Annotated in this window: 22 protein-coding genes; 11 read left to right on the top strand and 11 right to left on the bottom strand. The window is 65.8% G+C overall.

All coding sequences use genetic code 11. The features are described 5' to 3' along the window. Positions 1 to 8: 8 nt before the first annotated feature. From ACOI2T_RS08040 to ACOI2T_RS08055, 4 genes are all read right to left on the bottom strand, one after another. Positions 9 to 929, bottom strand: a complete 921-nt coding sequence (locus tag ACOI2T_RS08040) for a TAXI family TRAP transporter solute-binding subunit (protein WP_409503373.1) — start codon at positions 927 to 929, stop codon at positions 9 to 11. Between the two features lie 28 nt (positions 930 to 957). Then, a complete protein-coding gene (locus tag ACOI2T_RS08045) occupies positions 958 to 2328 on the bottom strand; it encodes an MFS transporter (protein ID WP_409503372.1) in 1371 nt (456 codons plus the stop codon). A gap of 127 nt (positions 2329 to 2455) precedes the next feature. Beyond that, positions 2456 to 3889: a sensor histidine kinase gene (locus tag ACOI2T_RS08050; RefSeq protein WP_409503371.1), complete on the bottom strand. Its 1434-nt coding sequence runs from the start codon at positions 3887 to 3889 to the stop codon at positions 2456 to 2458. A gap of 1 nt (position 3890) precedes the next feature. Continuing rightward, positions 3891 to 4550 carry a response regulator transcription factor gene (locus ACOI2T_RS08055; protein ID WP_409503370.1) on the bottom strand — a complete coding sequence of 220 codons (660 nt, stop codon included), beginning with the start codon at positions 4548 to 4550 and terminating at the stop codon, positions 3891 to 3893. 106 nt (positions 4551 to 4656) lie between these two features. On the opposite strand from ACOI2T_RS08055, the gene ACOI2T_RS08060 reads away from it, so the two are divergent. Both ACOI2T_RS08060 and ACOI2T_RS08065 read left to right on the top strand, forming a co-directional pair. Beyond that, positions 4657 to 5355: a hypothetical protein gene (locus ACOI2T_RS08060; RefSeq protein WP_409503369.1), complete on the top strand. Its 699-nt coding sequence runs from the start codon at positions 4657 to 4659 to the stop codon at positions 5353 to 5355. A gap of 49 nt (positions 5356 to 5404) precedes the next feature. Continuing rightward, on the top strand, positions 5405 to 6034 hold the full coding sequence (locus tag ACOI2T_RS08065) for a cutinase family protein (protein WP_409503368.1): 630 nt from the start codon (positions 5405 to 5407) through the stop codon (positions 6032 to 6034). A 14-nt stretch (positions 6035 to 6048) separates the two neighbouring features. On the opposite strand, the gene ACOI2T_RS08070 is transcribed toward ACOI2T_RS08065, so the two are convergent. The 3 genes from ACOI2T_RS08070 to ACOI2T_RS08080 form a co-directional block, all read right to left on the bottom strand. Continuing rightward, positions 6049 to 6981, bottom strand: coding sequence for a hypothetical protein (locus ACOI2T_RS08070; RefSeq protein ID WP_409503367.1), 933 nt, complete (start codon positions 6979 to 6981; stop codon positions 6049 to 6051). An 86-nt stretch (positions 6982 to 7067) separates the two neighbouring features. After that, positions 7068 to 8243: an ESX-1 secretion-associated protein gene (locus tag ACOI2T_RS08075; protein ID WP_409503366.1), complete on the bottom strand. Its 1176-nt coding sequence runs from the start codon at positions 8241 to 8243 to the stop codon at positions 7068 to 7070. Beyond that, positions 8240 to 8713 carry a hypothetical protein gene (locus tag ACOI2T_RS08080; RefSeq protein WP_409503365.1) on the bottom strand — a complete coding sequence of 158 codons (474 nt, stop codon included), beginning with the start codon at positions 8711 to 8713 and terminating at the stop codon, positions 8240 to 8242. The genes ACOI2T_RS08075 and ACOI2T_RS08080 overlap by 4 nt, the downstream gene beginning before the upstream one ends. Before the next feature lie 182 nt (positions 8714 to 8895). On the opposite strand from ACOI2T_RS08080, the gene ACOI2T_RS08085 reads away from it, so the two are divergent. After that, on the top strand, positions 8896 to 10794 hold the full coding sequence (locus ACOI2T_RS08085) for a hypothetical protein (RefSeq protein WP_409503364.1): 1899 nt from the start codon (positions 8896 to 8898) through the stop codon (positions 10792 to 10794). On the opposite strand, the gene ACOI2T_RS08090 is transcribed toward ACOI2T_RS08085, so the two are convergent. Together ACOI2T_RS08090 and ACOI2T_RS08095 are read right to left on the bottom strand one after the other, a co-directional pair. Then, positions 10747 to 11532, bottom strand: coding sequence for an alpha/beta hydrolase family protein (locus tag ACOI2T_RS08090; RefSeq protein WP_409503363.1), 786 nt, complete (start codon positions 11530 to 11532; stop codon positions 10747 to 10749). The genes ACOI2T_RS08085 and ACOI2T_RS08090 overlap by 48 nt on opposite strands. Positions 11533 to 11554: 22 nt before the next feature. Continuing rightward, entirely contained in the window at positions 11555 to 11986 is a 432-nt protein-coding gene (locus tag ACOI2T_RS08095) for a hypothetical protein (protein WP_409503362.1), read from the bottom strand. A gap of 93 nt (positions 11987 to 12079) precedes the next feature. Between ACOI2T_RS08095 and ACOI2T_RS08100 the strand changes: the two genes are divergently transcribed. Further along, entirely contained in the window at positions 12080 to 12673 is a 594-nt protein-coding gene (locus ACOI2T_RS08100) for a TetR/AcrR family transcriptional regulator (protein WP_409503361.1), read from the top strand. 71 nt (positions 12674 to 12744) lie between these two features. On the opposite strand, the gene ACOI2T_RS08105 is transcribed toward ACOI2T_RS08100, so the two are convergent. Then, positions 12745 to 13047, bottom strand: a complete 303-nt coding sequence (locus tag ACOI2T_RS08105; protein ID WP_409503360.1) for a GNAT family N-acetyltransferase — start codon at positions 13045 to 13047, stop codon at positions 12745 to 12747. A 122-nt stretch (positions 13048 to 13169) separates the two neighbouring features. On the opposite strand from ACOI2T_RS08105, the gene ACOI2T_RS08110 reads away from it, so the two are divergent. The 3 genes from ACOI2T_RS08110 (at position 13170) to ACOI2T_RS08120 (ending at position 14651) form a co-directional block, all read left to right on the top strand. Then, on the top strand, positions 13170 to 13355 hold the full coding sequence (locus ACOI2T_RS08110; RefSeq protein WP_409503359.1) for a hypothetical protein: 186 nt from the start codon (positions 13170 to 13172) through the stop codon (positions 13353 to 13355). Positions 13356 to 13367: 12 nt separating this feature from the next. Then, positions 13368 to 14153: a class I SAM-dependent methyltransferase gene (locus ACOI2T_RS08115; RefSeq protein ID WP_409503358.1), complete on the top strand. Its 786-nt coding sequence runs from the start codon at positions 13368 to 13370 to the stop codon at positions 14151 to 14153. Between the two features lie 72 nt (positions 14154 to 14225). Then, on the top strand, positions 14226 to 14651 hold the full coding sequence (locus ACOI2T_RS08120) for a hypothetical protein (protein ID WP_409503357.1): 426 nt from the start codon (positions 14226 to 14228) through the stop codon (positions 14649 to 14651). Between the two features lie 11 nt (positions 14652 to 14662). Here the strand turns inward: ACOI2T_RS08120 and ACOI2T_RS08125 are convergent, their stop codons facing one another. Then, positions 14663 to 14860 (bottom strand): hypothetical protein, encoded by a 198-nt coding sequence (locus tag ACOI2T_RS08125; RefSeq protein ID WP_409503356.1) that lies wholly within the window; start codon positions 14858 to 14860, stop codon positions 14663 to 14665. A 91-nt stretch (positions 14861 to 14951) separates the two neighbouring features. Between ACOI2T_RS08125 and ACOI2T_RS08130 the strand changes: the two genes are divergently transcribed. From ACOI2T_RS08130 to ACOI2T_RS08145, 4 genes are all read left to right on the top strand, one after another. Continuing rightward, entirely contained in the window at positions 14952 to 16424 is a 1473-nt protein-coding gene (locus ACOI2T_RS08130; RefSeq protein WP_409503355.1) for a pyruvate kinase, read from the top strand. Between the two features lie 175 nt (positions 16425 to 16599). Then, a complete protein-coding gene (locus ACOI2T_RS08135; protein ID WP_409503354.1) occupies positions 16600 to 17211 on the top strand; it encodes an LGFP repeat-containing protein in 612 nt (203 codons plus the stop codon). 54 nt (positions 17212 to 17265) lie between these two features. Further along, the gene (locus ACOI2T_RS08140) at positions 17266 to 18135 is read left to right on the top strand and encodes an alpha/beta fold hydrolase (RefSeq protein WP_409503353.1); all 870 of its coding nucleotides are present in this window, start codon (positions 17266 to 17268) and stop codon (positions 18133 to 18135) included. A 71-nt stretch (positions 18136 to 18206) separates the two neighbouring features. Then, positions 18207 to 19397, top strand: a complete 1191-nt coding sequence (locus tag ACOI2T_RS08145) for a lipase family protein (protein WP_409503352.1) — start codon at positions 18207 to 18209, stop codon at positions 19395 to 19397. Positions 19398 to 19500 lie beyond the last annotated feature (103 nt).

A 19500-nucleotide genomic window follows, 5' to 3' on the forward strand; every position in this document is an offset into this window, starting at 1 on the left:
GTTCCGTCTCAACCGTGCCTGCGCCGATACTCGGCGGCCGCCCCGGGATGCAGTGGGATAGGCCCGGTTTGGATGAGTGATTGGGCGTCGAGGAATTGGCTTCCGATGGCCTGTGTCGGGACGAGTGATGACGGGTCGTCGAGAAGGAGATCGACGATGGCGGCGACGATGTGGTCGGGGACATCGCGGCGGGCCAATAGCAGATTGGCGACCCCCACGGTGACCACCGCGGGGTGGTGACCGTACACGTCGGGCGGCACCGACACCGGCTCGTAGGTGGTCCCGTGCGTCTGTCGCAGTATGGGCACCACCGCTGCGAGGTCGAGGAGTCGGATGCCGACACTCAACTCGTCGAAGGCGGGGGTGGGCAGGCCTCCTGCCCACATGGCCGCGTCGATGTCGCCTGCGACGAGGGCGGCCGCGGCGTCGCTCATCGTCTGTTGCACTTGGCGAACAGCGCCCGGCTCGGCCAGACCGGCAGCGTCGAGCACGCGCTGCGACAGCGACGTCGCCCCTGAACCAGGTGCACCGACGCTGACGACGCGTCCCCGGAGGTCCAACGGCGACGTGATGGGGGAGTCGTCGCGCACGGCGACCTGAAAGTAGTTCTCGTAGACGCGGCCGACCGCCGTCAGCGCGTCGGCGTCGGGACTGTCCTGCGCGGTGTCGAGCAGACTCATCGCGAGCTCGGCACGTCCCGATCTCAAAGCCTCGATGTTGTCGGCTGACCCGTTGGTCTGCAGTGGTTCGATGCGCGCGGTCGCCGATCGGGCGCCTGCCGCGGCGAGCAGACCGGAGAACTCCCAGAAGAAGCCGCCCTGCTCGCCCGCCGCGAGACGTACCGGGGCGTCGTCCCCGGTGCGGCAGGACGCGATCGACACGCCGGCCGACAGCATCGCGATGCCCCGGAGGACAGACCTTCGGGACATCGACGACACAGTCGGCAAGCCTAGAACGTCACACGAACGCGCGGCCCTGTTCGCGATCGAGCGCCGTCTCGGACTTGTTCTTCAACACGAACAGGTAGACGAACAGCGATACCGCGATGACGACGGTGACGTAACCGATGAACCACGGAACGTGACCACCGTTCTTGGCCGCCTGGTAGATCAGCGGCGCGGTGCCACCGAAGGCCGAATTCGCCAGCGCGTAGCCCAGACCCACTCCGAGGGCCCGTACGTGCGACGGGAACAGCTCTGCCTTGACGATGGCGTTGATCGAGGTGTATCCGGTCAGGATCACGTAGCCGACGCACACCAGCGTGAGAGACATTGCCACCGAGGTGGTTTGGGGCAGGACGGTGATGAGTACGTAGGTGTAGACCACCGCTCCGAACCCGAAGAACAGCAGTACCGGCTTGCGGCCCACCTTGTCGCTGATCAATCCGCCGATCGGCTGGATCACCATCAGGAAGGTCAACCCGATGAGATTGATCCACGTCGCCGTCATGCCGTGGTCTTCGTAGGTGGACTTGACGATCGCCGGGGCATTGACGCTGTAGGTGTAGAACGCGATGGTGCCGCCGATGGTGACGGCGAAGCACGTGAGCAGGGCCCGCCAGTGATGTACCACCAACTCTTTCATCGAGCCCGAGCCGTCGTCCTCGCCGCGCCGTACCGCATCGAGCTGTTCGCGGGTCAACGACTCGTCCATGCTGCGCCGCAGCCAGAACACCACCACCGCGGCTACACCGCCGATGAAAAAGGCGATGCGCCAACCGAACTCCTGAATCTGTTCCCGATCGAGGAACACCTGCATCACGAGCAGGGTCAGCTGCGCCAGGACGTGACCGCCGACGAGCGTGACGTATTGGAAAGAGGAGAAGAATCCGCGCCGCTCGCGGGTCGCCGCCTCCGACATGTATGTCGCCGACGCTCCGTACTCCCCGCCGGTGGCGAAACCCTGTACCAGGCGGCACAGCACCAGGATGACCGCGGCCCACACGCCGATGCTCTCCCTGCCCGGCGTCAACGCGATCACCAGTGAGCACGCAGCCATCAGCGACACGCTGAACGTCAACGCCGCACGACGGCCCCGGCGGTCGGCGAAACGGCCGAAGAACCACGAACCGACCGGACGCATCAGGAAGGTGACCGCGAAGATCGCGTAGACGTAGACGGTCGAGTTCTTGTCCGCGGAGTCGAAGAACTGGCTTTCGAAGTAGGTGGCGAAGACCGTGTAGACGTACACGTCGTACCACTCGACGAGGTTGCCCGAGGACCCGCGCAACGTGTTGAAGATCGCGCGGCGGGTGGCTGCCGGGGACGACACGGGTGTCGTCGACCCGGCGCCGCCGTCGAGCGGCTCGCGGATGGCCGAACTGGTCATGGCTGCTTTCTCCTTGTCCGCGACGGGGATGTGGCGGAACCGGAGTCGCCGACATCGCCGTCGCAAGGACACTGTGGTAGCAGTCACAGGGTCTTAGGAAGGCTCGGGCGCGATTCCTAACACTCCCTTAGGACGAAAGCCGTTCGTCGCGATCGGCAGCCGGTAGCCGCAGGTCGATGCGTAGACCGCCGCTGCGGCCGGGGCCGACGCCGAACACCCCGCCCGCACGTTCGGTGAGTGCCCGAGCGATGGACAGCCCGAGCCCGGTGCCCTGTCCGACGGTGTTGGCGGCGCGGTAGAAGCGCGTCGAGATCAACGGAAGATCCTGCTCGGAGACCCCGCGACCGTTGTCCTCGACCCACACCACGATGTCGTCGCCGATGCGTCGGGCGCCGAGATCGACGTGGGCGCCTGCGCCTGCGTATTTCACCGCGTTGCTCAGGGCGATGTCGAGGATCTGGGTGAGGTCGCGGTCGGGGATGGTTGCGTACAGCGGGTCATCAGATTCGTCGGTGACGCCGGCTTCGATGCCGGCTTCGGCCAAGGCAGCCGACCAGAACTCGTGGCGATCGGCGATCGCGGCCCTCACGTCGGCGCTGCGGATCTCGCCGTCGGGGTCGGGACGAGTCTCGGCGGTGGCCAACGCGAGTAGGTCGGCGACGATGCCTTCGAGCCGATCGACTTCCGCCGCTGCCTTGCGGTGCGCGGCAGCCGAGGATTCCGGCAGTGCCATGCCGAGGGTGTCGAGTCGAATCCGTAGCGCCGCCAGCGGGTTTCGCAGTGCATGTGCCGAGTCGGCGACCAGCCGACGCTGGGCGGCGGCGGCGGCTTCCACATCACGGGCCATGGCGTCGAAGACGGCCGAAAGCCTCCGGACCTCCTGCGGGCCGGCGTATCTACCCACGGTGGCGGGCTGTCCATTGTCATGGTCGCCAGACGCGGGCGCGTGATCGAGTACGCGATGGCCAAGGGAGGATACTCGTGCGGCGAGCTCGGTCAGCGGTCGGATCGTCCACCGCGACAGCGCAAGAGCGATCAATGATGCCACGGCCAGCAATGCGGCCGCTCCGGCGACGATCATCAGCCACGCGCGGGTCACGTCGCCTTTGGCGGCGGCGGTCGAGGCGGCCAGCACGACGGCGCCGTCGACCTGTGTGCCGGTTCCGACAGGTACGGCGATCAGTACCTGTGCGGGCGACCACGGAGTCAGGGTGCCCGGAACGCGGCTGCGCTGATTGCGGAGGGCCTCGGAGACGGCGCCCGCGACGTCTGGTGAGTTGGTGCCCGGACCTGCCGATGCCCGTGGATTGCCGCTCCTGTCGACGATGACAACGGGCTCGCCATAGAGCGCGTAGTAGCGGTCCACCGCCTGCTGGAGATCGACGTCCTGGTAGCCATCCCGCCGCGAAGCCAGGTCGGCGAAGTGTGAGGCGGCGGCAAATCTGTTCTCGCCGAACCGTTGCAGCCGTTCTCGGCCGAGGGTCGCTGCCAGTGGAATCGCGAGGCCGAGGACGGCGATCGCGGAGTAGATGACGAGGACCAGCAGAACACGCCGCCACATGTCATGTGCTCCACCGGTAGCCGTATCCGCGGATGGTCGTGATGGCCTCCGGCCGGCCGAGCTTGGCGCGCAGCGACGTCATGTGCACGTCGAGACTGCGGGAGATCGCCACGTAGGCGTCGCCCCAGATCGCGTCCATCATTTCCTGCCTGCTGACCGCCTCGCCCCGGCGGGCCACGAGGTAGGCCAACACCTCGAACTCTTTGGGCGCGAGCGAGATTTCCTCGCCGCCGACTTCGACCCGCCGGGCATTGAGGTCGACGACGATGTCGCCGGACTCGACCGTGTCGGGCTCCTCGTCGGCGGCTGCCATCCGCCTGCGCGCGACGACCTCGATGCGGGCGCGCAGTTCGCCGAGGCGTGCGGGTTTGACGACGTAGTCGTCGGCGCCACCGCGCAGGGCTCGGACCACCGACCGCTCGTCGTCGCGGGCGGTCAGCACCACTACGGGGATCTGGCTGACCGCCCGCAGCTGCCGAAGGACGGTCAGCCCGTCGGCGTCTGGCAGGCCGAGGTCGAGCAGGACGAGGTCGACGTCGCGATGGCCGAGCAGAAGGTCGGCGCCGCGGCGCATCCGGACCGGCGAGTGGCCGACCTCGGCGAGCGCGTCGACCAGCGCCTCACCGACGCCGTCGTCGTCCTCCACCACTGCGATCCGCATCGGGTCAAAGGTACGACAGCTGTGTCGGCTATCGGCGCGCCAGCGCAAGCATCCGAGCTAAGTGAGTGATGATACGCATGTGTCTGCTGAGGCAAATGTGACTGGCGTGGAACCGACCGTCGAAACGTCGGCTGAGCAACAGGCGGGGCACGCTCCGTCGAATCAGCAGCGCACGTGGTCGATGCCGAAGCCGCCGATCAACCGCAAGCAGGTCGACGACATCGGCCGCCGCGTGCTCAAGGCCATGGCCGGCGTCGCGGGGTTCGTTGCGACCGCTGCTCGGTATGGCGCGATCAGTGTCGCGAAAATGTGGCGTCGGTTCGAAGCGGTGCCCACAGCGGGCAAGCTGTCCTCGCTCACGCTGCTCGCGTTACTCCTCGGAATCTCCGGCGCCATCGCGCTCGACAACGCTCTGGGTGTGCTGTGCACGGTCGCGGTGGTGCCGGTGTGCGCAGGCGTTCTCGGCGCGCTCGGGCACCGCTGGTACAGCAGACTCGGCGAGGAAACGGCTCAGCGCACCGATGCCCGCCCCGCTGAGCCGGCCGATTCGGAACTGCAGAAGTCGGTGGAGTACGTCGACCGGAAGCTCACGCTGGCTCTCACGTCCTTCGGCACCGAACATCATCAGCAGGCGGTGATCGCGCTCTTCCAGGCCAAGACCGCGGTCGAGCTCACCCTGGGCACCGAACAAGACCTCGCAAGCTACGGCGACATCGCGCTCCGCCCAGACGACTACGGCCTGCGGCCACGGATCCGGGGCGGGTCGACCTCGACGCCGCGAGAGGGCAACTCGCTGGCCTCGTGACCCGGCTCAAACCGGTCCCGTCAGCGTGGGGCTCCTACGATCGGTCGGTATGACGATCAAGCCCGCATGGATTTTGGTGTTCGCGGCATTGGCTGCAGCTGCTCCGACCGTTACACCTGCGCCGGCCTCAGCTGCGCCATGCGCCGATGTCGAGGTGGTGTTCGCGCGCGGCACCAACGAGCCGCCTGGCTTGGGGAGTGTCGGTGGTCCGTTCGTCGAGGACCTGCGTGCGCGGGTCGCACCGCGCACGGTCGACGCGGCCGCGGTCGAGTACCCGGCGAGCAATGACTTCAACGTCAGCACGCCGGCCGGTGTCGACGCTGCGCGATCCCTCATCGAGTCCATCGCCGCCGACTGTCCGAACACGAAGATCGTGCTCGGTGGCTACTCGCAGGGGGCTGCGGTCATCGAACTGGCCACCAACGAGGCGTCTCCCCAGGTCGCCGATCGGGTGGCAGCGACGGCGCTGTTCGGTACCCCGCGCACCGGATTCGCCAACATGCTCGCCGGAAGGGCGCTACCGACGCTGGCGCCGCAATTCGCCGGCAACTCCATCGACCAGTGCAACCAGGGCGACCCGATCTGTTGGGAAGGCGGCTGGGACATGGGCGCCCATGTGTCCTATGTGCAGTCCGGAAAGGTCGCGCAGGCAGCTGATTTCACGGCCGGCCGGCTCTAGCGATTCCTGGGACGCTACTTGTCGCAGATGGTCTGAATTGATCCGTCCTTCGCAGCGACCTCTGCGGGGCTGAGCCAGCCGTGACCCTCGAAGTAATAGGTGTCGGCGGGATGTTGTGCGGACTCGGCGATCGGAGTGGCCAATTCGGTGGTCTTGCTCCACACAAGTTGGTTGGCGCGATTGGTTGCCGTATCGGTCTTGACAAGCCGGAAGAGGACCGATTTGGCCGTGCGCCAGTCGAAGTCGTTCGGCAGTGGGCGAGTGACTGTGAACTGCGGAGCCGGCTCGCCGAGATTGAGGTGTTCGAAGTCGGGGTCCAGCTCGGTGTTTTTCAGGGTCGTCTCGACCTGCCCGGGTTGGAAGGTAAGGACCACACCGGAGTCGAACGGACATGGTGTGCCCGTCCAGAATCGGAGCGTCCCATCGGTGACGCGGACCCCGACGGTCGCCGCAACGGCCTCGTCCCCGGCAGGGTCGGGTGTGCAGACGGTCATGAACTCTTTGCCGTCTTTCGCGGCGACCTCTGCGGGGCTGAGCCAGCCGATGTCGGGGAAGTAGTAGGTGTCCTCAGGGTGCTCGGCCGAATGCTCGCTGATCTCGGTGGCGATCGGGGCGAAATCGATCCCGATGCCCTGTGAGTGCGGGGGTCCGTAGATGAGCAGATCCAGACGCTGTGCGGTGTGCCAATCGAATCCCTGTGGCAGGGGCTGCTTGACGCTGAAGCCGGGATAGGGCCCGTCGAGGGTTAAGTGCTCGAGCTCGACTCCGGGCATGAGCCCTTCGTCGTAGGACGGCGTGGACAGCTCGAGGGTGGCATCGTCGGTCTGTGGATTCGAGAACTCGAGGGTGACCCCAGTGGTGCCGGGACATGGCGCCCCGGTCCAGAAACGCAACTCACCGTCGGTGACGCGCAGACCAAACTTGGCGGACGGCAGTGAGGTTTCCATCGGATTCTCTTGCCGGAATGGTCCACAACCGGTCGATGAGACGATCGCTGCGGTGATCGCCAGGAGCGCGCCAACACGACGGAGCATCAGTGGTACCCGCCGTCGCCGGCGCCGGCGTTGGTCTCGAACGGATTGTGTTCGGCGCCGGTCGGTGTGAAGTACTCCTGCACAAATTTCAGAAAACCCTTTTGGGCCCATTGCTGAGAGTGCCGCTCCTCGTGGTGCAGGACTCGGTCGAGGTCGAGATCCACGTTCCGATGGACCTTTCCATCGTCGGACTGCCATGCGGGCGTTCCCGTTTGGATGATCTTGCGCAGCTCCTCAGCGGCGCCACCGGGCGGATGGTCCATGTTGACTGCGAAGACATCGCCGACACATGTGCCGGCTTGTGCGCTGACGGTCTGCTGAATTAACTCGCCGCCGACGCCCATCACCATGCCGTTCGGTGTGGCGGCGAATGTTCCGGTCGCCCGTTCGAGTAAGTCGTAGCTCCAGCTGTTGGCTTCCTGACGGTCCTTGATCCGCTGCACCTCCGCCGCTGAGTAGGGCGTCTCCGCGAAGTCGTTGTTGGCGTTGCCTCGCGAGGACCCGTACCCGGTGCCCGCGTTGAAGATGTAGGTCATCAGCGCCGCCTGACGCGCCTGCTCCGCAGTGACATTCTCGGGCAACATGAAGTAGTCGGTGTCGTCCTTGGGATCGTCATTCTGGTTGTCGTTGGTGACGCGTTCCAGGCCGTTGAGCACATCGAAGCTCGCCGGCGAGATGTTCTGCTGGCGGGCGATCTCGACGATCGTCTCCGGGGGCACGTCGTTGTCGGCGGCGTTCTGAAGCCATTCGCGGTACATGCCCGAGCTCGGGCCGTTGAGCAGACCCGCATTCTGCAGTGCCTGCTCGTACTCGTTGACCGGGTCGTATCCCGGTTCGCCGGGATCGTCTCCGACTTCGAGTTCGCGTTCCTCGGGCGGATCGAAGTCGATCGATTCGGCGGCCGCGGTGTCGCCTCGTTCGTAGTGGCCGGCGGCGGCGCTCAGCTTGCCGGCGTGCTCGGACACACCGTCGCCGAGGGTCTGCGCATAGGCCAGCAGGATGTCACCCACCTCGCCGCAGGCCTTCGTGCTGTCGAGTTCGGTGTCCGCGCTCGTGACACTCTTGAGGATCGGCCCGCCACCGTCGTTGTAGAACCCGCTCGCGATGTTGTTCATCACCCCGGAGGTGGCACGCAGGTCGTCAATCACCACCGTCATGGTGGTCGGCTGTGTCATGCCAGCTCCCTGCCGATCTGGCGGATCGCGTTGCCCGTGGCGAGGTCTTCGGCCTCGAACTGAGCCAGCAGCAATTTGATGTTGCACTCGATCTCGATCCGCATAGCCTCGATCCTCAACGCCTCCGCGGGGCTGGTGAACACATACCACGCCAACCAGAAGCCGGGCGACACCGAGCCGTCGTCGGCGACATCCCATCTACCCTCGGCGTCGTTGACCGCGGTGTCCAACTGGGACCGCAATTCGACGAGCTTCGGGCCTCGCTCTGCGAGCACCTTTTTGAGCGCCCGCAACTGGTCGCGGTAGGTCTGCTGATAGCCGATGAGCTCGCCGTACTGCTTGCCGGCGGCGTCCGACGCGGTGCCGATCCAGTCCTCACGCAGCGTGTCCATCTGCTCGCGCCCCTGGGTGATCTGCGCGTCGACCCGCAACGCCGACTGCTCGGCATCCCGAGAGGCAGCGTTCAGCAAGTCTGGTTTCGAATTGCGAACCTTCGACACCGTGTACGCCACACCGCCCCCCAACCTGGTGGCTCCATTCTCTCCCGAATCGACGACGCTGGTGCACACCAACTGATCTCGTCGAAACTCGCCCGCAACCCCGGTCGCATCCGTTAGCGTCGCTAAAGTTCGACACGCAAGGGGGCGGGGGAATGACACGATTAGCAGCGTGGGTTGGTGCTGGAGTTTTCACGGCGGGGTTGTCGGCGGCCGTGCTCGCCGGGGCGGGAACCGCGAACGCCGATGAGGACGGCGGACCGAAGCAGGAGGCGAAGCCGTCGTCGTCGCAGAACGAGAATCAACGGCCCAACCGCAGCAACACCCGCTCGGTGAAACAGCGGGCGAAATCCGAAGCGGCCGACACCGCGACCGCAGACAAGGCCGACGACACCGAACAACAGAAAACCCGGACCGAGAAGTCCGAGCGGCCGGCGCGTCCGGTCGGTGAAGCGGTTCGGACGAAGGTACGCAACGCGATTCAGGATTCCACCCGCGACGTTCGGAACGCGGTACGCGACATCGGTGACGCCGCTCGCGAAGCCGTCGAGGATGCGACCACCAACGTCACAGCGAATACCCCGCGCACCGCCGAAGTCCGGGTCCGGCCTCCGATCAGTCTTCGGTCGGCGCTTGCCGCGCGGTCGGAGGACATCAGTTCGGCGGCCACGCCACCGGAACACGTTGCCGACCAACGCGATATCCCGGTCGGCAAGACGCAGCGCAACGCCTTGGAGTCGGCCACCCCGACGCCGCACGATCCCGTCGAGACCATTCACGACGTAATCCGCAGTCTCGGGGCGTTGGTGCTCAATCCCGAGCCGCAGAACTATCCGAAGCCGTTGTCGGCGATCGGCGACGTCGTGTTCGACACGCTGGCCACGCTGGAACGCGCCGTCGGCGGCGACCCGGTGGTGCCGCCGGCGCTGCGCGACGACGTCGAGGTCAGCACGTCCACGCTCGTCGTCTCCGAAGGCCATGAAGTCGAATCCAATTGGTATTTCCCGAATACCGCGGAGGGCGAACCAGCGCCGACCCGGATGATCTATCTGCAGCACGGATTCCTGGCGAACGGGCCGATCTACAGCTATACCGCGTCGTATCTGGCCCACCAGACCAACAGCATCGTCGTCACCACGACGTTCACATCGAACCCATTCGAGGCCGACGGCATGTGGCTGGGCGGCGACAACCTGCACGAGGCGGTCGCTCAGCTGTTCCTCGATCCGGAGCGCACGGCCCTCAACGCCAGCATGGACACCGCGGAGTTGAAGGCGGGCCGCACCGGCGACGTCGACGTGCCGACGCAGTTCGTCCTCGTCGGTCACTCGTTGGGCGGCGGCTTCGCGCCCGGGGTTGCCGGGTACTACGCGGAGGGGTTGATCGCGCGGCGTCAGGCCGGCGAAGACGCGCCCAATGACCTTGCGGGCGCGGTGATTTACGACGCGGTGCCGATGGGCTCGATCGTGCCCGACGCCATGGGGCGGTTGGATGAGCTGGAGACGAACGGAACCCTCGACCCCAGCGACGACGACCCCAACGACTACATCCCGATCTACGAGATCGGCGCACCGCTGAACTACCTCAACGTGTTCAGCGACGTCAACGATCAGCTGTCGGAGGCCCGCCCGGGCCAGTTCACCGGTGTGGTGCTCGAAGACGGCGTGCACATGGATCCCATGCAAGGCGGTAACCCGCTCATCCAGGTCGCCGCCTACGTCATCGCCGGATTCCCGCAACCGCAGAACCCGCTGGCCGTCCGCGAGCTGTCCGCCGGATGGATCAACGACATGTTCGACGAGAAAATCGATCCCACCACCGGGGAATGCGAGAGTGACTGCGCGGGGCAATACGGCGACGGCGGCGACTCGTTCACCATCACCACGCCGGAGGGCGACGCAGTCGCGGTGGTGATCGGCTCCCAACGAGCCAGAGATCTCACCTCGTTGCGCGCCATCAGCGTCACCGACTTCATCTCCGCCATCCCGGCCGGTGTACTCAACGGCCTACAGACCACCTGCGATCTGTTCACCGGGGGCAACTGCCCGGTGTAGCTCGGCATCGAGCCAGTCGAACATGACCTGATTCGCGCGGGACGCCGCACCCATATGGCAGTGCTCGCCGGCGCCGTCGGCCTCATGGAGCGTCACCAGGGTGGTCTTCGCGTTGACCATCGCCGCGGCGGCCTGTTCGGGCTGCCCCTTGAAGAACTGGTCGTTCTCGGCGTCGAGCACGAGCGTCGGGGTGGTGATCTTGGCGGCGACGTCGGCGATCGTGTAGGCCTTGAAGGCCCGCGCCAGATCGGGAATTGTGTCGATTCCCAAGGCCCACAGACCGTTTCGCACCGCCCAGCGGGTTTGGGTGTTCACCGCCATCAACAGTCCGATGACCGCGTCGGCGGCCTCGTCGCGGCCCTGTTCGATCCAGTCGATGAGGAACGGCGGCATCATGTTGGCCAACGCTCCGTAGAAGTCGTAGACGCCGTCGTTGAGGATCACCGCGGCGAGCCTGGTCTCGAAGGCGGCCGCGCGGGCCGCCAGGTAACCGCCGAGGCTGTAGCCGAAGAGCGCGATCGCGTCGGGTGCGATCTCCGGGCGGGTGAGTGCGAAGTCGACCACCGGGGTCAGCACGGCCTCCCAGTCCGGCCGGAAGGTCAGGCCCTGCTCGCGTAACGCCGCACCCTGTCCGGGTCCGTCGAACGCCAGCACGTTGTACCCGCGGGCGAGTGCTCCGGCGGCGAGCGCGACGTAGGACTCCTCGAGTGTCGAGTCGTATCCACCGTTGAAGATCACCGTCGGCCGCGGACGCCCGGAGTCATCGGCCCGATAGAGGTAAACCCGGCAGCGCGGTGTCCTGGTAGGGGATGGCGATGCGCTCGAAACCGAAGTCGAACAACGGCATTGCGTCCAGGAAGGTCTCGCGCGAACGCGCGAACAACTCCTTTGCCTCAGGATCGTGGGCGGGATTCTCGCGGAGATAGAACTCGGCGGTGCGGTAGTAATTCGAAGCCCGCAGCAGCGCCTCACGCGCGCTGACCGCGCGGCCGGCGGCCAAGGATTGACGGCCGAGCGCCTCGACGCGCTGCGCGGTTGCCTTCCATTCCCGATGCCATGCCGCCTCGTCGCCCTCGGGGATGGCGCGCGCGGTCACCAGGATCTCGCCCAGATCGGCACCGCCGGCGTTCGCGTAGCCGGCCGCGCGCAGTGTCTCAAACGAGAACGACTCGTCGTCGAACAGGAACTTCATGGTGTCTCCTCAACGAAACGGAACTGCATCGTCTCGTTTAGAGTAGGCGTGACTTTAACGGAACGCAACCGTTCCGTCTCGTACAATCGGGGCGTGGCCACACCAGCGCGACGGACGTCGGGCGGTCCCGTCCTCCTCGATGACGTGACCGCAGCGATCGAGTCGGCGTTCTTCGAGGAACTGGCATCCGTCGGTTACGGCAGACTTTCCGTCGATGCCGTGGCCAAGCGCGCCGGCGTCGGTAAGGCCGCGATCTACCGCCGCTGGAAATCGAAACAGGACTTGGCCGCCGACCTCGTGACCAAGGTCGCTGTCGCGGCGATCGACGTCCCCGACACCGGAACCTTGCGCGGGGACATCAGGGCGTATCTCGCCAATGGCCGTGCGGCGCTCACGCATCGGCTGGCCCGCACGATCATCCCGGACCTGCTCGCCGAGGCCGCCCGCGATCCCGAATACGCCGCCACGATCGCCGCCCAGATCCGAGAACCTCGGCGGCTCAAAGCGGTTCAACTCTTCGAACGCGCCAGACGGCGTGGCGAGATCGCCGACGATGTCGACCTCGAGGTCGCACTCGACATGGTCGGGGGAGCGCTCTATTGGCGCCAGTCGGTCATGCAGGTCGACGCTGACGATGACTATCTCGATCGGCTCACCGAAGCGATCTTCACGCTCGTCAGCCGCTGACGTTCTGCGTTGAGATTGCCGTCAGGGCTGCGCTTCTGCGGGAATCGCAGCCGTGACGGCAATCTCAACGCTCACCGGTCATCGGTGATGTCGGCGTACTCCGGATGTTTGTCGATATATTCGGCCACCATCCGGCACTGCGGCACTACCCGCAGGCCGGCGGCACGCGTGGAACGCAGGGCCTCGGCGATGAGGATCGTCGCGAGTCCGCGGCCCCGGTACTGCGGCAGGACCTCGGTGTGCGGAAAGATCCGGCGGCCGTCTCGGTCGTGGTAGTCGGCGAGTCCCACCGAGCGGCCCTCAACCTCGATCGTGAACCGGTCGGGGTGTTCGGTCACGGTGGTGGCAGCGCCGGTGCGGTCGAGTTGCGTCATATGGCCTCCAATCGCCATTCCCACCATAGCTCTCGGTGTCAGGGCGCCGTTGCAGCGGTAAGAAGCTGTTCTCCCACAACCAATTCCATGGCCCGGACGCGAGCCGACCTACACTTGTGGGCATGGCAGACAGGCGTCTCGCATTCGCCGGACTGGCGTTCGGCGTCCTGGCTCTGGTCGCAGGCAGTCTGCAGTTATGGGCGTTCGTCGACACCGATCGCCCCCGCCACGTGGTGGTCGCGGTGTTCGCGTTGAGCGTCGGGGGATCGGTGGTTGTCGCGGCCGCGCGAGCGCTGTGGCGAAAATGATGAGGCGACGGTGTGACTGATTCACCAGGCCGCGGCCTGTTCGCTGGAACCGCTTGGCATTACGCGCAATACCGGCCCGGTTACCCGAAGCGGTTCTTCGACAGCATCGTCGCCCGGTTCTCCTTGGACGGAACGGGCCGACTCCTCGACCTCGGCTGCGGGACCGGCCAGCTGACGCTCCCACTCGCCGAGCATGTCGCGCAAGCAGTCGGCATGGATCCCGAGCCGGAGATGCTCGCCGAAGCGGCCAGACAAGCCCAGACAGCCGGCGTCACCAATGTGGCCTGGGCACAAGGCAGTTCGAACGATCTGCCCGACGGCCTCCGACGATTCAAACTGGTGACCATGGGCCGCTCATTCCATTGGATGAACCGCGAACAGGTCCTCGCCGACCTCGACAGAATGGTCGACGACGACGGTGGCCTGGTGATCGCCAACGACGGCTGCCTCGTTCGCCCAACGACCCGATGGCAACAAGCTATCGAGGACCTCCAGAGCCGCTTCCTTCCGCCCGAAACACTCAGGACCCCCGCCGGCACCCCGGAACCCCATGAGGCGATCCTGGCCCGCTCACCGTTTCCGGCATTCGACCGCACCACCTATGAATACGACCGTCCATGGACCATCGAACAAGCCATCGGATACCTCTACTCGACCTCGCTGCCGCTTCGCCGGCTACTCGGGGAACGGCAAGCTGCCTTCGAGCAGGCGATAACCGACACGTTGCTCGCGATCGACCCGAGCGGACTCTTCACAGAACCCGTCACCTTGGAAGTTCTGACTGCCACTAGGGGGTAGGGCACGGCACATGCAATGCTCATGCCGCGCATCTGTGGGGATGTGGGTCGACGCCAACTCAGGAGGGCGAAGTTGAGGGTTGTTCTGGGCGTGCTCCCGGCGACGGTTCTGGCCGCAGCGGCAGTGGGTTTCGCAAGCCCGGCCGCCGCGGCGGACGATTTCGCCGGTTCCTACCGCTATGACGTGGGCGGGCCATCGACGTGGAGCACCTGGACCGTGACGTCGTGCGGGCCGGGATGCGCCGAAGTGGCCGCAACCGGTGGCGCGGGGTGGGAACCATACGGAGGCCAGGCCCGGTTGGACAGCGGGCGGTGGACGATGGTGAGCCCGTGGCCCGATGCGGGGACGTGCGACGGCGTTCCGATGACCGGCACCCGCACCCTCTCATGGGACGCCGCAACATTGGAAGGCAGCGGATTTGCCGATACGGAAGCCAGCGCATGTGGCCCCGCGGAGCGAAGCGATCCGTGGTCATTCACCTTGACGAAGCTGTCATAGCGCGCGGCCGGCTACGGCTGCTCACGACGCCGTAACCACGCGAGCACGACGTCGTCGCGCAGGTCGACGTTGGTCTTCTCCTTCACCTGCGCCTTCACCGAGCGCAGACGTGCGTTTTCGTTGCTGGTAGCGGGCACTTGGATGGCCGGTCCGACGCGATCGGCCAGAGCGCGCTGACGTTGGGTGTCGAATTCCACGTTTGACCGCATAACCCACCTGCGGCGAGCCCAAAAGTGAATGCCCTCACAGACTGCACGGCGGGCTCCGTTTGAGCATCCACGGTCAGGGCAATCAACCACCATGGCCTCCGACACCAACGTCGATCTCGATGAACTGCAACGCGACATCGACGCGCTGCTCGGCCGGCTCGACGACGCCGAGCGCCAGTGGGCGTCGTGGATCGAACGGACCGTGCCCGAGCATCGACGCAGCGCCGTCAACCTCGCGCACTACTGGGCGATCAGGCAATCCGACCTACGGGACCTGCAGGGCCGGCTCGCGGAGTTGGGTCTGTCGTCACTGGGTCGCAGTGAGGCGCATGTGCAGGCGACGCTGAAACTCGTCTCGGCTGCGCTCAAGTCGATTGCGGGTGCTTCTTATGTGCCGCCCGACGACGTCGTCGTGCGTGTCGGGGAAGGCGCCGAACTCCTCATGCACAACGCGGCCGAACTGTTGGGACCATCGCCCGCGGAGCGCAGTGTCCGCATCATGGTGACGTTGCCGTCGGAGGCGGCCGATGACCCGCAACTCATCGCCGACCTCGTCGACAACGGCATGAACGTCGCTCGCATCAACTGCGCGCATGACGACGCTGCCGCGTGGCGCGAAATGGCTGCGCACGTGCGCAAGGCCGGCGAGTCGTGCGTGATCGCGATGGATCTCGCCGGACCGAAGCTGCGCACCGGCCCGCTGGAGCCCGAGGACGGCGCGCTGCGCCTGCAGCGCGGCGATGTCCTGCGGGTGGCCCGCGACTGCTCGCCCGCCCCGGTAGAGACCGACGATCCGTGGATCGGCTGCACGCTGCCCGAGGTCTTCGAGCGCGCGGAGAAGGGGGAGCGGGTGCTGTTCGACGACGGCAAGCTCGCAGGCACCATTGTGGAAGCCAAGCCTGATGTCCTCGAGGTACGGATCGACCACCCGGCGCTGAACTCGGCAAAATTAAAGGCCGGCAAAGGAATCAACGTCCCCGACACCGAACTGCCGATCTCGGCGCTGACCGACAAGGACATCGAGGACCTCGGCACGGTTGCCGAAGTGGCTGACGTGGTGGAGTTTTCGTTCGTACGGACCGCCGACGACATCGACAAGCTGTTCGCCGAACTGGATCGGATCGGCGCCGACCACCTGGGCGTCGTACTCAAGATCGAGACACGGCCGGCCTTCGAGAACCTGCCTCAGCTGGTCATGGCGGCAATGGCGCGGCGCAAGGTCGGCGTGATGATCGCGCGCGGCGATCTGGCCGTCGAGGTCGGCTACGAACGCATGGCCGAACTGCAGGAGGAGATGCTGTGGTTGTGTGAGGCCGCGCATCTGCCGGTGATCTGGGCGACCCAGGTGTTGGAGCAGCTGGCCAAGAAGGGCCAACCGGCGCGCTCGGAGGTCAGCGATGCGTCGATGGGTGTCCGAGCAGAGTGCGTGATGCTCAACAAGGGGCCCTACATCGTCGACGCCGTGCAGACGCTGGCGGGCATTCTCGACCGCATGGAAGAGCATCTGTACAAGAAGAACACGCTCTTGCGCACGCTGCGGTCCTGGCGACCAACCACGAATTGAAGTGATTCGTCGTTCGCTGGTAAACGCCTGGTGAGGGCCGCTGCATGCGGCTAGCAAACTACTTGTCTGAGGTATCGCGTCGGACTTTTCGCGCGGAATCCCAGATTTGGGCTTGTTGTCCCAAGTGTTCGGTCAGGTGCTGACGAAGCGCGGGCCTCGGTGTTACGTTCGGCAAATGAACGCAAAGCTGATGAAACGCACAGGTGCGGTAGCTGCAGCTTTAGCCATCTCCGGCGCAGCTGCCGTCGCATGCTCGCAAGCAGAAGATGCCACCAAGGACACGCTGTCCAGTGCATCGAGTGCCGCGTCGTCGGCCGTCGATGCCGGCACGAGCGCAGTGGAATCGGGGGCAAGCTCGGCATCGAGCGCGGTGTCGTCGGCCATCGGCGGCGCGCTCAGCACCATCAACGCGCCCGGTGTCGGTGAGGTGACACTTGACGGCCCCACCGCCGAGGCGTTCGCGAAGGCGGGCGGCGAGGCCACCCTGGGTCTCCCGACGGCGCAGCCGGAGAAGGTGGGCGATGGCACGGTTCAGGCTTTCGCCAACGGCACGATCTACTCGTCGCCCTCGACCGGCGCCCATGTGGTGCAGGGTGAGATCTTGCGGGTCTATACCGAAAACGGCGGACCGGCAGGCCAGTTGGGTTTCCCCACCACCGACGAGGCGGAAACGGCCGGCGGGCCGGACGTCGCCAACGGGGGCTGGATCAGCGAGTTCCAGCATGGCACGATCACGTGGTTGAACCACGGTGACGGGACGTTCGCAGAGACCATCACGCCGAAGTAGTCGTGAGCGGCTCCGTCACCGCGCACACGAGAGGTGGCCGAGGTGGCCCAATCGGTGACGACCACAGACGGCCGCAAGCTCACGTACGCCGAAGTCGGCGATCCGCAGGGCCCGCTCGTCATTCACAACCACGGCGGTCCGGGCAGCAGGTACGAGGCGCAGTTCTTCGCGGAAGCGGCAACCACGAACCGCCTCCGGCTGATCTGCGTCGACCGGCCGGGTATGGGCGGGTCCACGCCCCAGAAGGCGCGCACGTATGCCGGCTGGGCCGACGACCTGACCAGCATCGCCGACGCGATGGGTTATCGGGAATTCGGCGTGACCGGTTGGTCGGAGGGTGGTCCGTGGGCTCTTGCCGCGGCCGCCTACATCGACCCCACGCGCCTGCGACATGTCACGAGCATCGCGCCCGGCAGTTACGGGGCATTCGGTGACAATTCGGCGGCGCAGTATCTGTCGAAGATCGATGCCTTGGGCGCGACTCTCGCGCTGCGGTTCAAGCCCGGGTTTCGATTGATGTACGCCGGTCTTGGCCTGACCGCCAAGCACTTTGGCGCGAGCTTCGTCAAGCAGACGCGTGCCGCCGTCAACGACTACGACCGGCAGATCCTGCTTCAGCCGGAGAACGAATCCGTGTTCGTCGACGAACTGGCCGAGTGCTTCGCACAGGGCAGTGCGGGGCTGGTACGCGACGCCGAACTGCTGTACCGACGCTGGGCTTTCGATGTGGCGCAGATCGACCGGCCGGTACATATCTGGCAGGGCCTCGACGATCGAATGGTTCCCGATCCCATCAATCGGGCGGTGGCCGACCACATGCCCGGGGCCATCTGGCATCCCGTCGAGGGCGCGGGTCACTTCGTCGCGATCGGCTGCGCTGACGAGATTTTCGGGATTGCGGCCAGAGAACTCGGGTCAGTCTGACGCCGAACGTTGGCTTGTGTGCGAGATTGTGGTGAGAACTCGCACACAAGCCAACGTTGGAGACGCAAGAGATGGTTCGAGTCCTGGCGCTGTTGTCGGTCATCTTCCTCGTCGCCGGCTGCGGCGGAGGCTCCGGGGACGCGTCCGACACCGCACAAGGCGAGCCCGGCGCGGGAACCGTCGTCGCAGAAGCGCCGCTGGACCATCTCGACCAGGCGCTGCGTGATGCGGCCTCGTCGGCCAGGGGTATGACGTATCGGTCGCGCTCCGGAATCGACGATGACAACACCCATGTCACCGGCTCGGTGTTCGTCCCGAAGGGAAACGCACCCGACGGCGGGTTTCCCGTCGTGGCGCTGGCGCCTGAGGTCAACGGCACGGCCGCCGATTGCGCTGCATCCCTCTCACCGAACCTGGGCGGCAACTCCGGGACCGTGCAGGAGTTGTTGAAGGCCGGCTTCGTGGTGTTCGTACCCGACTATCAAGGGCTGGGAAAGCCGTCGGACGGCAAGGACATTTATCACCCTTATCTGGATTCCACCACGGCCGGTTACGTCATCATCGACGGTGTGCGGGCGGCTTTGACGATGGTCCCCGAAGCCTCGACGTCGTGGGCCGCGTTGGGCAATTACCAAGGAGGACAGGCGGCCTGGGCGGCCAATGAACTCGTGGCCAACTACAGAAGCGGCATGGAACTGATGGCCACCGCGAGCCTGTCGCCGATCGCCGACTTCGAAGGTCTCGCCGACGCCGCCATGGCGGGCACGTTGACCCCCGAGCAGAAACTCATCTACGTCGCGTTCCTGGCTGCGGTGAAAAACGCGTACCCCTACGACTTCGAACTCGACGACTACCGGCGCGGCAGCGCCGAGCAGCACTGGGATGCGCTGATGTCCTGCAACGAAACCGAACGCATGGGACTGGCCGCCCAGATCGGCCCGGATGACCTCAAGCCGGCGTCCCCGGAGGCGCTCGCCGCCATTCGCGGCTATCTACAGAAAACGACCCTGCCCCAAGGCCCCACGGACGCCCCGATGTACATCATCTACGGTGGCCGGGATCCGGCGATCCCCGCCGCGTGGACCGACAGTGCGCTGACCCGCGCCTGCCAGATGGGCGACACCGTTCAGATCGCGTTCTGGCCCGATCAAGCCCACCAAGGAACCAGCCCCGTCGCCGCACTGGGCTGGCTCGGCGAACGATTCAAGTCGATACCGTCCGCCAACGACTGCGAAGCGTTCCTCGCGAGCCACAAACCATAACGTTCGGCCCGCCAACAGATTTTCTGCTTCACGCGCGAGCGGCAGCGCAGCAGGCTACAGTTCGCGTGACCTTCAGGAAATTCTCAGGATCGGGGTTGGAGAC

Source organism: Mycolicibacterium wolinskyi str. Jessa 2025, from assembly GCF_049241375.1.
In the GTDB taxonomy this organism is placed as follows: domain Bacteria; phylum Actinomycetota; class Actinomycetes; order Mycobacteriales; family Mycobacteriaceae; genus Mycobacterium; species Mycobacterium wolinskyi.